The organism is Cryobacterium sp. Y50 (genome assembly GCF_002929805.1).
GTDB lineage: Bacteria > Actinomycetota > Actinomycetes > Actinomycetales > Microbacteriaceae > Cryobacterium.
Genome location: NZ_PJJM01000095.1, coordinates 67540 through 80617, shown reverse-complemented (window position 1 = coordinate 80617; position 13078 = coordinate 67540). Strand labels below are relative to the sequence as shown.

At 64.5% G+C, this 13078-nt stretch carries 12 protein-coding genes; 1 reads left to right on the top strand and 11 read right to left on the bottom strand.

Features of this window, described 5'->3' with window-relative positions; translation table 11 throughout:
- Positions 1-56: 56 nt before the first annotated feature.
- From CXY73_RS12945 to CXY73_RS12930, 4 genes are all read right to left on the bottom strand, one after another.
- Positions 57-1538: a polysaccharide biosynthesis tyrosine autokinase gene (locus tag CXY73_RS12945; protein WP_104177943.1), complete on the bottom strand. Its 1482-nt coding sequence runs from the start codon at positions 1536-1538 to the stop codon at positions 57-59.
- A 105-nt stretch (positions 1539-1643) separates the two neighbouring features.
- The gene (locus CXY73_RS12940; protein ID WP_158254121.1) at positions 1644-2552 is read right to left on the bottom strand and encodes an alpha/beta hydrolase; all 909 of its coding nucleotides are present in this window, start codon (positions 2550-2552) and stop codon (positions 1644-1646) included.
- Positions 2549-3607, bottom strand: a complete 1059-nt coding sequence (locus CXY73_RS12935) for an acyltransferase family protein (RefSeq protein WP_158254120.1) — start codon at positions 3605-3607, stop codon at positions 2549-2551. The genes CXY73_RS12940 and CXY73_RS12935 overlap by 4 nt, the downstream gene beginning before the upstream one ends.
- A 303-nt stretch (positions 3608-3910) precedes the next feature.
- A complete protein-coding gene (locus tag CXY73_RS12930; RefSeq protein ID WP_104177940.1) occupies positions 3911-4678 on the bottom strand; it encodes an HAD-IIB family hydrolase in 768 nt (255 codons plus the stop codon).
- Positions 4679-4757: 79 nt separating this feature from the next.
- Between CXY73_RS12930 and CXY73_RS12925 the strand changes: the two genes are divergently transcribed.
- Positions 4758-5381: a flavin reductase family protein gene (locus tag CXY73_RS12925; protein ID WP_104138175.1), complete on the top strand. Its 624-nt coding sequence runs from the start codon at positions 4758-4760 to the stop codon at positions 5379-5381.
- A 123-nt stretch (positions 5382-5504) separates the two neighbouring features.
- Here the strand turns inward: CXY73_RS12925 and CXY73_RS23245 are convergent, their stop codons facing one another.
- The 7 genes from CXY73_RS23245 to CXY73_RS12895 all read right to left on the bottom strand — a co-directional run bounded on the left by CXY73_RS23245 (position 5505) and on the right by CXY73_RS12895 (position 13065).
- Positions 5505-7352 carry an acyltransferase gene (locus CXY73_RS23245; protein ID WP_158254119.1) on the bottom strand — a complete coding sequence of 616 codons (1848 nt, stop codon included), beginning with the start codon at positions 7350-7352 and terminating at the stop codon, positions 5505-5507.
- Positions 7345-7755 carry an acyltransferase gene (locus CXY73_RS23240; protein WP_146071753.1) on the bottom strand — a complete coding sequence of 137 codons (411 nt, stop codon included), beginning with the start codon at positions 7753-7755 and terminating at the stop codon, positions 7345-7347. The genes CXY73_RS23245 and CXY73_RS23240 overlap by 8 nt, the downstream gene beginning before the upstream one ends.
- A 125-nt stretch (positions 7756-7880) precedes the next feature.
- Positions 7881-8993 (bottom strand): Gfo/Idh/MocA family protein, encoded by a 1113-nt coding sequence (locus CXY73_RS12915; protein WP_104177938.1) that lies wholly within the window; start codon positions 8991-8993, stop codon positions 7881-7883.
- Entirely contained in the window at positions 8990-9964 is a 975-nt protein-coding gene (locus tag CXY73_RS12910) for a Gfo/Idh/MocA family protein (protein WP_199185362.1), read from the bottom strand. Before CXY73_RS12910 ends, CXY73_RS12915 begins: the two co-directional genes overlap by 4 nt.
- Before the next feature lie 29 nt (positions 9965-9993).
- Positions 9994-10836 (bottom strand): carbohydrate ABC transporter permease, encoded by an 843-nt coding sequence (locus CXY73_RS12905; RefSeq protein ID WP_104177936.1) that lies wholly within the window; start codon positions 10834-10836, stop codon positions 9994-9996.
- A complete protein-coding gene (locus tag CXY73_RS12900) occupies positions 10829-11791 on the bottom strand; it encodes a carbohydrate ABC transporter permease (RefSeq protein WP_104138197.1) in 963 nt (320 codons plus the stop codon). Before CXY73_RS12900 ends, CXY73_RS12905 begins: the two co-directional genes overlap by 8 nt.
- Positions 11788-13065: a sugar ABC transporter substrate-binding protein gene (locus tag CXY73_RS12895; protein ID WP_104177935.1), complete on the bottom strand. Its 1278-nt coding sequence runs from the start codon at positions 13063-13065 to the stop codon at positions 11788-11790. Before CXY73_RS12895 ends, CXY73_RS12900 begins: the two co-directional genes overlap by 4 nt.
- Positions 13066-13078: the final 13 nt, after the last annotated feature.

The window sequence follows — 13078 nt, the reverse complement described above, 5'->3', positions numbered from 1 at the left end:
TGCCCTATTCGGGCGGCGAACCTGCCGATCAGCGAAGCTGAACAGGTGCGGCTGAATTACCAAGTGACGCGGGTTTGGATCGGGTTGTCGGTCGCGGACGTCTCCCTATCGACAGGCGTCGGGCCACGATCGACCGCGGTCGTGGCGGCAGCGGATCGGCTCGGCCGCAAGGGCGGGCGCGTCGAGACCGCGAATCCACCGTCACGCACGAGCGCGTCGGGGCCGCGGGTGGGGACCATGGCAAGCACGACGCCGAGCGGCGTCGTGCCGACGGCTTCGAGGGCGTCGAACGCGCCGAGCAACTCGGCCTCGCGCACCCGGTTGGCGCCGACCACGAGCACGGTGCCACCGGTCCAGCGGCTGAGCACAGCGGCGTCGGTGACCGCGAGTACTGGCGGGGCATCGATGAGTACATAGTCGTAGCTGCTGCTAAGCACGTCGAGCACGGTGCCCATGGCCGTCGAACCGAGCAGTTCGCTCGGGTTGGTGGGGATCTTGCCGGAGGAGAGCACGGTGAGCGGATGCAGCGTGCCCCACGATTGCAGGGAGTCCTTGAGTTGCAGATCCCCGACCAGCACGTCGGTCAGGCCACGGTCGGGATCAAGGCCGAGGTAGTCGGCCAGCCGGGGCGTGCGCAGGTCGGCGTCGATCACGGCGACGGTCGCGCCGCTCTCGGCCAGAACGATGGCAAGGTTGACCAGGGTGGTGGTCTTGCCCTCACCCGTGACGGACGACGTCATGACCAGACTGCGCCGACTGGTATCGGCGTCGGCGAACTCGAGGTTGGTGCGCAGCACCCGGAACGCCTCGGCGCGTGCGGTGGCCGGGCCGTCGGGGGTGATGATCGGGTTGGCGTGTGCTTCAAAGGGGATGCCGCCGAGAATGGAAACTGCCGTGAGGCGTTCGATGTCGTCGCGGTTGTAGATGCGACGATCAAGGAGTCCGATCAGGAACGCGGTCACCAGACCGACCAACAGGCCGATGAGTAGGCCGACAGCGAGGTTGAGGTAGAGCTGGGGCAGTGCAGGGTTGTCCGGCACCACCGCGGGGTCGAGGACACCGACCGTGACGGGGCTGGTTCCGCCGTCCGCCGGGGTTTCCAACTGGTTGATGACCACGTCGGTGAAGCTTTCCGACACGGCCTCGGCAAGCTGCTGCGCGGCATCCGCTGTCGCAGCGAGGGCAATGATTTCGATGACGGCCGAACCAGGCTGGGTAGTGGCGGTGACCCGCTCAGCCAGGTTGGCGGCGGTCTCGTCGAGGCCCAGGCTCGTGATCACCGGATCGAGCACGCGCGGGCTGGTCGCCACGTCGAGGTAGTACGGCAGCTTCTGAACGACAAAGTTGTTGCCCTGCACCAGGTCGCCGGGGGTGGATCCGATCTGAATCTGCGCGGCTACGAAGACCCGGGTCGAGGCCTGGTATTGCACGGGGGTGAGCAACGCGGCTGCGGCCCCACCGACGACGCCCAGCAGAGTGAAAGCCACGATGAGAATCCATCGCTTTCGTAGAATATGAGCCAGACGCTTCAGTTCCATGCGTGCTTCTCTCCGCGTGATTAATGCGTCGCACTTCGGGTGCACGACGACAGAAACCTATGTTGGCATAAAAATCCTCACTTTTGGACTGCCAGTATTGAGAATTTAATCAGCTCGTTTTGAGCTGTTCACAAGATTGTCGATCAAAAACTGACGAATACTCGCTCGAGTGGCCTCGTCGAGTAGCTCCAAAGCGTGTCGTTCACCGGGTTTCACGTCGAGGGTGACGGGAACGCCGACGGCCGTGAGTGCGACCTCCATAGCCTCGGCTTGTTGCACCGGAACCAGTTCTTTCTTTGAGATAGTGATGTAAAACGGTGGATCGGTCTTGTCGACGGAGTACAGCGGCGAAGCTGTGCGCGAGTTGGGGCAATAGGTGAAGTCGTTGCAACCGAGGTATTGCAGGATCGAGCCGACGGCCAGCCTCGACGGACGACCAAGCCTGAGGCCCGTCTCGGTGAGGTCAACCGCCGGCGACAGTGCTACGACAGCGGCAACCCGGTCGCCCTCGGTGAGGCTGCCGGAGCCGTTGGTTGCGATAGACGAAGCGATGATCGCCCCGGCCGAGCTGCCGAGCAACCCGATGCGCTCGGGGTCGATGTTGAATTCCCTGACTCGCTGCGGATCACGCAGCCACTCGAGCGCATCGGTGACATCGTTCACCTGCGCCGGAAAGGCGAACTTCGGGGCGAGCCGGTAATCCACTGCGAAGGCGGCGACGCCGCTGCCGGCCAGCTCCTCACACAGGGCGGTCATGCCGCCAAAATCCTTGCTGCCGCTGTCGAATCCGCCGCCGTGGATGAGAATAACGGCCGGGGCACGCTGGGGCTTCTCCTCGGGCAGGCAGGCGTTCAACATCAGATCCTCCCCCTGGGCCGTGCCGTACTGCAGGTCGTGCTCCACCACGACCGGGCCGGGTTGCGAGGACCGGTCGGGCGTGATCGGCGTGGCTGAGCATCCGCTCAAGAGCAGACCAACGGATGCCGCGACCAGCGCGGTGCGGGTGGGCGTCACAGCAGGTCTCCGTTCAACCGAGCGCGACGCGAGACCGATTTGGTCTGCCGCTTGCGGAACGGGCTCACCCAAAGGAATGAGAACCGGCGCAGGAGCTTGGCGAGGTAGACCGAGCCGACGAGCACGATGGCGGCGAGCAGAAACGGCAGGGCGTTGGCCGCGCATTCCAGCCAGGCTGCCTCGGCGATCGGGGCGAGCAGGGCGAGGGCGGTGGCCACGACAAACAGGTGCAGCAGGTAGATCTGAAAGCTGTACTGGCCAAGCGTGTTCATGAAATTCAGCCATTTCACGCGCACCAACAGGGTGGCCAGGGCGACACCCATGGCCACGGCGACGGCGCTTTCGAGCAGGATCAGGCCGGGCAAGCGAGAGAGGTGGAACGGCACGAGGAGCACAGCCAGACCGAGATAGACCGCAACCAGCACGATGGCGTGCCAGACCCGCACCCGCGCGGCCAGCCGGTACACGGTGTGCGAAAAATAGACCGCGACGATGAAGAAGATGAAGTTGGCGGTGACTCGGTCCCAGCCGACATTGTCGAGGTCGAGCAGGTTTGGTGTCGTGGACGCTGCGGCGACCAGCGCGGCGAGGGCGACCTGCACGCTGATCGGCAATTTGCGCAGCAGCCAGGCGAGCAGGGTGAAGACGGCGAGGGCCCAGATGAACCAGTAGCTGCTGGTCGGCCAGACTGGCAGGAGGGCAATGTTGAGCAAGTCGGTCGGGGAACGTTCGGTTCCGCGCAGGTGCGGCACGACGAGGTAGAACAGCACGCGAATGATCGACCAGAGCAGGTACAGGTAGACCAGAGTGAGCAGCCGGCGCCGCCACAGGTCGTGTAGGTTCCAGGTAAGCATGCGCCGGGCGGTGAGGCCCGCGATAAAAAAGAAGACCGGCATAGGAAAGTAGCTGAGCACCAGGCGCAGCCGCGGGGTGCTGCCGGCCAGGCCGAGATCGTTGAGAAACAACGCCGAATGGTAGAGCACGACGAGGATGATCGCCGCGCCCTTGGCGAAGTCGATCCACTCACGGTTTTCGGTGGCCTGTATCTCTTTCACAGACGAAATGTACACGAGAAAAACTCAGGATGGAATCTCGGGTCGGGTTGCAGGGGCGGTCAGCCCGGCCAAAACGGTCTGCTCCAACGGGAGAGGCCGTGAATCGGGGCAAAGCTACTGCGGTAACGACCTCGTGGCCGCGGTTGATGAGCAGCCCCCGTGGCTAATTCAGGAAATCTGCCGGGACGGGGGTGGCGCCCCGCGTATTTCGGCGGCCGCGGCATCTACCTGCATCAGTCTTCCTGAATTAGCCACGGGGCGAGCAGGCGGAAGGTTGACCGCCCCGGCCACTACCGGGGGCGGTCAGACGGCGGCGTAGCGGGGAATGAGGTCTTCGAGCAGGGCGACGGTGTCGGGCCAGCCTGCGACGGCGATACACTCGACGCCGAGAACCTTGACCGGATAGTCATTGCCGTTCTCGTCGAGGCGATCGCCGACGAACAGCATGTCGTCGAGGTCGACCCCGGTGAGGGTGGCCAGCCGCTTCATTCCGTAGGCCTTGTCGATGCCCTGCCGGGTGATATCAACGGAAGTCGACCCACCCGAACGCACCTCAAGGTCGGGCAGCAGGGTCTGCACGGCCTCCCGCAGGGTGTTCTTCTTCTCCCCGGTCGGGTCCCAGGCGATCTTGGCGGCAACCGGGGCGGCCTGGCCGAGCGCGGAGAAGGTGATCTGCGAGCCGCGGTCTTCGAGGATGGGGCCCCAGGTGTCGCTCTCCCAGTAACCGAGGCTGCGCGCGGTCTGTTCGACGGCGCCCTGGGCCCGGGTCTTCTGCTCGTCGGTCAGGTTTTCGGCGTAGACCTGCGTCCAGCCCTGGGGGCCGCTGCGGTAGTACTGGGTGCCGCAGGTGGGCAGCAGGTGCAGCCGGGCGAGTAGATCGGGGCTGATCTCGGGCAGGTTGTCGATGATTTGCGCCTGGAACTGGCCGAACTGACCACCGGAGATGACGCAAACCTCGGTGACGCCGAGCAGCTTCACCAGCAGTTCGATCATGGACGGGTCGAGCGCTGACTTGGACGGCGCGAGGGTATCGTCGAGGTCGAAGGCCACCAGACGGGGAAGGATAGGCATCAGGCCACTCTATCGATCGTAGAGGGGCCGGTCGGTGTGAGCGGGGCCGGGGATGCGGGCGAGTTGTTAGCCTGAGCGAGTGCGTACTGACTTCGATCCCCGAGACCTTGCCCGCCGCGACTTCTACCGCCTGCTGAACTCTCTCGTGGTTCCGCGGCCGATTGCCTGGGTGTCGAGCCATTCGGCAGACGGGGTCGACAACCTGGCGCCGCATTCATTCTTCACCGTGGCATCCGTTTCGCCGCCGATCGTGCAATTCACCTCGGTGGGCGTCAAGGACACCGTGCGCAATATCCTTGAGACCGGGGACTTCGTGGTGAATTTCACGCCGGAATCGCTGTTCGAGGAAGTGAATGCGACCGGGACCGACTTCGGGCCGGCGGAGAGCGAGTTCGACCGCGCCGGGCTGACCCGCGAGCCGAGCCTGACCGTTTCATCGATGCGGGTGGCCGAGTCCCCCGCGGCGATCGAGTGCCGACTGCACTCCACGCTCGAACTGGGCGATTGCACGCTCGTCTTCGGCGAGGTGACGCACGTCGCGGTGTCGTCTGCGATGCTGGATGGCGGGCATCCGCTCGTTGAGAAGTTGCGACCGTTGTCGCGGCTCGGCCGGGACGAGTGGGGAACGATCGGCGCGGTCAAGGAGATCAAGCGCATTCGCGCGAGCGACTGGCCGCGCGAGTTTCGGCCGCGCGAGCACTGAACGGCTCCGTACGCTCGATAGCGCGGTATTTTGCTGCATACGGTGCCAAGGCTTGCTGGCGCGACTGGTTCGCGGTAGCACCATCCGCTCGCGCGTGCAGCGTTCCGTCGCGCGAACGCGGGGCTACCGAGGCGAGCGCCCCATCACGCGCACTGCGGATGAGCGCGCCCGATCCGGGCAGCCGCTACACCGGTCACCGCTATGCCGGTCAACGCTATGCCGGTCACCGTGGCGCGGCGCCCGATATCGAGCGCGGCCACGGGCGGCGCGACCTGGCGCGGCCGCACTAGGCCACGGGCGGGAACAGGGCCGCGGCGAGCAGCGGGCCGAGCTGAGTGCTCGCCTCGCGCACGAAGTGCTGGCCGGCGGCGGTGAGAGTATAGCGACGTGCTTGGTTGACTCCTGCAGCGCAGTGATCGTGGCGGCCGTAGCGCTCTGCCACTCAGTGAGGGCTTCGGATTCCTCGTTGCCGCTGGCGAGGCGCACGAGGGGTCCGGCGAGGCTCGACATGAGCACGGGGTCGGGCGACAGACGAGCGATCTTGGCGTAGACCCAGGCGTGGTGGTCGTCGCACTTGGCGGCGGACGCATCGGAGGCGCTCGTGGCAGCGACCGAAATGTCACAGCCGGGCAGGAGAACATGGTGAGCGACTGCACGTTGTCGCCGAGCGGTTCGAGCGCGGCGCGAATGGCCGGCATGTAGCTGATCACCATGGAATCGCCGAGCAGCACCGCGGTTTGGGCCGCGGCTGGGTCGCGGCTGGGTCGCGGCTGGGTCGCCGTAGACACATCTGGCGGCGTTCTTCTCGCTCAGCGAGAGGCAGTTGTCGTCGACCCATTCCGGCGCGCCGGAATGGTCACCGAGCGCGTCGAACGCAGGCGTCGCCTCGGGCCAGGCCGTATTCGCCAGCGCCGCGGTGATGGCAGCCTGCCGAGTGGCCTGCAGGGTGGCCTGCAGGGTGGCGGGTTCGGTGGCGGTTTCGGTGGCGGGTTCGGTGGGAGCTTCCACACCCAGATTGACGTTCGCACCGATCGGCGCGGCATCGGCGCACGGTTCGGACGTGCGGGACTTCAACGCAACGAAGAAGATCGAGACGATGACGGGGGTGACAGCGACGAGGGTGATAGCGACGAGGGTGACAGCAACGAGGGCGCCGATCCAGGCCTTGGCCGGGGTGATGCCGGAGCGGTGCTGGGTATCGGGGCGGCGCATCCGTTCTCGCTGACGGGTTTGCCGACTTTCAAGCCAGAGCGAGTGCCGAATGGGATCTTCGACGAAGTGGAAGGAGAACACCGAGAGGGCGACCATGAGCATGAGGGCAAGCGGTAGGTAGCGCGGCGAGTTGGTCGCGAAGACTGTGGCGAGCAGAATAACCACCGGAAAGTGCCAGAGATAGAGGGAGTAAGAGATCTTGCCGATGTAGCGGCTCACTGGATTGGTGAGGGGAAAGAGCAGGCGCTGTTCGGAGGATCCAATGTCGGCAGCGAGGATGAGGGTGCTTCCCGCGACGGGCAGCAGAGCCCATGGGGCAGGGAACGGTGAGTCTCGGCTGATCAACACGAGGCTGACCACGATGAGGGCGAGGCCGAGCCAGGCCAGCACGGGGCGCAGTGTCGCCAGTAATTTGGCAATGCCGGGGGCTGAGGCAGCGAGGAGGGCCCCGATGCCGAGTTCCCAGGCGCGGGCGCCGGTAGAGAAGTAGGCGATGGCGCTGCTCGTGAAGGTTTCGAAGAAGCTCCAGGCCAGAAAGCCGAGGGTGATGAAGCCGGTGCTGACGGCCACGGTCGTGATTAGGGCGCGGGCGTTCAGTGTGCGACGGTCGGCCAGGGTGAGGATAACGATGATCACAAACGGCCAGAAGAAGTAGAACTGTTCTTCCATGGCGAGCGACCAGTAGTGCTGCAGCGGGGACACAGCGTTGGTCGCCTGCAGGTAGTCGGTGCCTCCGGCGGCAAAGTGCCAGTTAGCCACGAAAAGTGACGAGGAGACGCCATCCCGGAGGGTGCTGAGAGCGCGGGCACTCGGTAGCAGCAGGGTAGCCGATGGCCACCGTGACGACGAGCACGAGCAGCGACACCGGCAGGATGCGGCGGACCCGACGGCGGTAGAAATCGACGAGCGAGATGCGGCCCGTGCGGGCGTGTTCCTTGAGCAGCAGGCTCGTGATGTGAAAGCCCGAGCTGACAAAGAAGATGTCGACGCCGATGAATCCGCCGGACGGCCAGCCGATCAGGTGATCGAAAATGACGACTATCACGGCGATCTCGCACAGGCCCTCGATGTCGCTACGAAAGGTGCGGGTGGCGGACTTGCCGCCCGTGCCGCTGGCTTCGGGCGAGGGTTGCCGCCGTTCAAGGGCGGACTGAACGGACATGTAGCCTCCGACTCGGGTTGCGGAACTGGTACCTGCTTTCACCCGGCGACTTTTTACCCGTCAGCCGGGCATATCCTGCGCTTATGACGTAATCTCAGTTATCGAGGTAAACCCGGTCGCGTTGTTTACCTGACGGACACAACCTCACCCGTGCGCGCCGACTCCTGTGCAGCGAGCACAATTTTCAGCGAGCGGATGCCAGCAGCCCCGTCGGGCTGCCCCGCTCGTCCCGTGCGCACCGCGTGCAAAAACTCGTGCAGAAGCAGCTCGTCGGTGTTAGTGCCGTACCCCAGAAACACTGCACCATCAGGCCCGACGCCGCCCACGTGCTGCGCAAACGGATCAATGTCCGCAATGCCCTGCGTGCCGACGATCTGGAGGGTCAGCCCGCCCCAGGTCGGCGCGGTGTCGGGCTGGCTCCACGAGCAGTCGATCGTCGCGACGAAGCCACCGGTGTAGCTAATAGTCACCAGCCCCCCGGTTTCGGCGCGCACCTCGGGCTTCTCGGCGTGCAGAATGCGGTTGGACACGGCTCGCACGCGCTCGGGAGCGAGGCCGGTGAGGGCGTCGAGCAAGTCGGCGACGTGCACGATGTGATCGACCATGGCGCCGCCGCCGGACAGCGCCGGGTCCGTGAACCACGCCCGATCGCCGATTGGAATCTGCCCGTTGTTGGTGCCGGTCGCCGCGAGCAGCGCGCCGAGTCCGCCGGCTTTGACGAGTTCGCGCAGCTGTGCGAACGCTGGCGAGAACCGCACCGGGTAGGCCGTCATCAGACTCACGCCGGCCGCATCGCAGGCCGCCTGCATGGCGAGGGCATCCTCAAGAGTGGTCGCGAGCGGCTTCTCGCACAATACGGCGGCCCCGGCCCCTGCGGCCGCTTCGACGAGTGTACGGTGCCGGGTGTTTTCGCTCGTCACGATGACGGCGTCGGGCTGCCAGTCGAGCAGTTCGGCGTAGCTGTCGACGTAGGTCAGGCCGAGGTCGTTCGCGAGGTCTAGTCCGCGCCGCTCGCCCTGCTCTTTGTCGCCGTCGGGATCGGAGGCGCGCAGTTCAACGTTCGGCATCGCCTGCAACAGACGTGCGTAGCCGTCCGCGTGCACGTGCGCGAAGGACATGAGGGCGACCCGCAGTGGGCGTTCAGCGTCGACAAGTGGAAGCTGTGGCGCGGCCTGGTCGGTTACCGGCGAGGTCCTCGGCGCGCCGACATTTCGCCCGTCGGTGGCTGCACCGCTCATGCCGACACCCCGTGACGAATGACGGACACGCTGCGCCCGGAGGCGATCGACTCGTTCGCGGCGACGGCGAGCTCCACCGCGCGACTGGCATCTCCGAGACTGACCCGCGGGGCGGCTCCACCCTCGATGGCCGCGGCGAACTCGCGCAGTTCGGTCAGGTACGGGCTTTCGCCGAGCGACGTGTCCGGGCGCTGAGAGTGAGCTCCCGGTAACGGGGCGCCGAGATCGAATCGGAGCGAGGCATCTGATTTAGAATCGTGGTTGAGCACTCCCTTCGAGCCGGCGATCGAGAACGAGGTGGCGAAGGTGGTGCCGGGAGCGCCCCAGACTCCCGTGACGTAGCTGAGCGCGCCGCTTTCGTGGGTGAGCACGACCTGCGCGGTCTCGCATCCGCTCGCCACGTGCTTGACAGCGTAGATCTCGATGACCTCGCCGGCGATCCAGCGGGCGATGTCGAGGTCGTGGATCATCTGGTCCAGCACGATTCCGCCGGACTGCGCCTCGTCGGCGAACCAGCTGGCCCAGGCCGGAAACTCGCCGATGCGACTGAAGCGCAAAATGGCCGGCTCGCCGATGGTTCCGGCTCCGACCGCCTTGTGGGCGAGGGCATACTCGGCGAAATAGCGCACGACGTGGGCCGGGTGCAGCTGCTTACCGACGAAGGCGGCGAGTTCGGCGAGGGTGTCGGCATCCGCTGCACAGAGCGCAATCGGTTTTTCGCAGATGACGTGCTTGCCGGCGCGTAGGGCACGCTCGGCCAGGCGATAGTGCGTGGGGGTGGGGGTGCAGATGTCGACGACGTCGCAGCGCTCGAGCAGCTCGTCGAGTGAGTCGACCGCGTCAATGCCGTACTGCGCGGCGACCGCGGCGGCGCCCTCGAGCGAGAAGACGGTAACCCGGGCGCCGAGGGCGAGCCAGGCCGGAATGTGCACGTGGGTGATGCCGCCGGCGCCGATGAGGCCAATGTTCACGAGAAGTCCTGACATATATAAGAGGAGCACTACTTCGAGCCGCTGAAGGCGAGGCCCTCGACGACGCGGCGCTGCAGCATGATGAAGAGGATGAGCACGGGCGCCATCGCGAGCACGCTCGCGGCCATCATGACCGGGTAGTCGGTCGTGATGCTGCCGACCAGAGTGGCGAGGCCAGCCGAAAGAGGCATTTTCTCGGCATAGGTGGTGACGACGAGCGGCCAGAGCAGATCGTTCCACGACCACAGGGTGGTGATGATGATGAGGGCGCTGATTCCGGGAGTCGCGAGCGGCAGCATGATCTTGTAGAAGATCTGGAACGGGTTGGCGCCATCGAGCCGGGCGGCTTCTTCGAGTTCGAGCGGCAGCCCGAGAAAGATCTGCCGCATCAGAAAAACGCCGAAGGCGCTGAAGATGCCGGGCAGCGCGATGCCGAGGATGGTGTTGAGCAGGCCGAGGTTCTGGATGATCTGAAACTGCGGAATCAGGTACACCTGCGGCGGCACCATGAGAATCGAGAGGATGACACCGAGAAAGATTCCGCGACCGCGAAAACGCATGCGGGCGAAGGCGTAGCCGGCCATTGAGCACAGCATGACCTGGCCGATCACGCGAATGACGGTGATGCCGACCGAGACGCCGAACTGGTCGAAGAACGGCAGCTTGGTGAACACGTCAACGAAGTTGCCCCATTGCAGCTCGCCGGGCCAGAAGGTGGGCGGCACGCTCATCACCTGGTCGTTGGTGGAGAGCGAGATGATCAGCTGCCAGATGAACGGAAAGACCATGATGAAGCCGATCACGCCGAGCAGCACGTGCGCGCGCACGCTGTTCGTGCCCTGTTGGGCCGGGGACAAAGATTCTTTAGACATAGTTCACCCACTTCTTCTGCATTTGAAATTGAAAGAAGGTGACGATGCCGATCACCACGAGAATCAGCATGCCGATCGCGGCGGCATAGCCCTTGTCGTTTTGAATGAAGGCCTGGTTGTAGAAGATGTAGACGAGCGACTGGCTTTGCACAAGGGCCGGGTTGTACTGGCCCATGATCGCGTAGAGCAGATCGAACAGCTGAAACCCGTTGATCACCGAGATGATCGTGACGAAGAACAGGCTCGGCGTGACGAGTGGCACGGTGATCGAGGTGAACTGTTTCCATGTGGTGGCGCCGTCGAGCTGCGCCGCCTCATAATATTCGGGCGAGATGTTTTTGAGCGCGGCGCCGAGAATGATGATGCCGAATCCGAGCGAGGCCCACATGCCCACGATGCCGACCGAGACAATCGCGAAGCCTGGGGTGGAGGTCCAGTACGGGCCGTCGATTCCGACGAGGGAGAGCATCCAGTTCAGGATGCCGAAATCACCGTTGTAAATCATGCGCCAGACCAGGGCGACCGCGGTGGGCATGGCGATATAGGGCATGAAGAACAGCACACGGTAGAAGGAGGCGAAGCGCAGCCCTGGCTGGTTGACCAGGTTGGCCATGAGCAGCGCGATCGGAATGCCCGCGAGCACGATGACCGTGTAGATCAGGGTGTTGATCAACGCCTGACCGACATTGCCGTCGGCAAGCATAGTTTGGTAATTGTCGAGTCCGACGAATTCTTCACCGCCGAACGGGCCGGTTTCGGTGAAGCTCAGGTAGCCGGTCTGAACTATCGGCCAGATGTAGAAGCCGAGCACGCCGAGCAGGGTGGGCAGCACGAACAGCCACGGCCAGTAGCCATCGAAACTTGTCTGCTTCTTTGGTGGTCTTGCCGATACAGGCACCGGGCGGTCGACGGGAGCACGGCTCTCGCCGACCGTGCTCCCGGTGCGCAGGGTCATTCTGCGGCCAGCGCTTTGTTCATACGGGTGGCCAGCTCATTGGCAACGTCTTCGACGGTGCGGGTGCCGGAGAATGCCTGCGGCAGCAGCTCGTTCTCAATCGTGGTCCAGGCCGCGGTGTCCTTGGAGACCGGGAACGGGTAGGCATAGTTGTCGGCTTCATCGATGAAGACCTCAAGGTCGAAGTGTTCGACCGAGTCGAGGAAGGCCTGGCCGGCACCGATGAAGGCGGGGTTGGCCGCTCCCATTTCGGCCTGCAGGGTCTGCGCTTCTTCGGTGCCGAGGTAGGCCTGGAAGGCCTGCGCGGCCGACTTGTTCTCGCTGCCCGCCGAGACGACGTTGGCGAGACCGTGAATGACAGTGGCCTGCTTCTCATCCTGCGGCAGCGGGGCGACGTTCAAGTCGAGGGTGTTGCTCGCGGCGGCGAGTTCGGCGACGCTCCAGGTGCCCGACCAAAAGAATGCGGTCTTGCTGCTGGTGAACCAGGCGTTGTGCGGGGTGTCGGAGAGCTGCTGCAGGCTCGGGCTCGAACCGTCAGCGATGAGATCGGCCCAGAACTGCAGACCCTTGATCGTCTTCGGATCGTCATAGCCGCTGGTCGTCCCATCTTCAGAGAGGATGCTGCCGCCCGCCTGCAAAATGGTGTTGTAGTAGCCTTCCTGGCCTCCGGTCAGGCCGGTCGCAACGCCGTAGATGCCCTGGTCAGCGAGGGTGTCACTCACGGTTTTTGCCGCGGTGGCGAAGTCTTCCCAGGTCCAAGTGTCGTCGGGAATGTCAACGCCGGCCTCGGCCAGAATCACCTTGTTATACCAGAGGGCGACCGTGTCGAAGTCCTTGGGCATGCCGTACTGCTGATCATTGAAGGAGTAGAGGTCATTGAGCACCTCGACGTAGTTGGCCGGGTCGACGGTGCCGTCGTCGATGAGGTTGGTCATCGGCTCGAGCTGGTCGTTGGCGGCGTAGAGCTGAAAGTTGGGGCCGTTCATCCAGAACACGTCGGGCAGGGTGTCGCCGGAGGCCTGGGTCTGCAGCTTGGTCCAGTACTGCGCCCACGGAGTGATGTCGATCTTCACTTCAATGTTCGGATAGATCTCGTTGAACGCGGCGATGTTCGCCTCGAGTGCCGGAACCTGGTTCTCGTCCCAGATGGCGTAGCTGATCGATGCTTGCGAGTCTTCAGTGACTGCTTCGTCGGATGCTGCCGGTGCCGAACACGAGGTCAGAGCGAGTGCGGCGACGAGCGCCAGTGGCGCCAGTCTGGTGATTTTTCTCATGGGAATCCCCTGC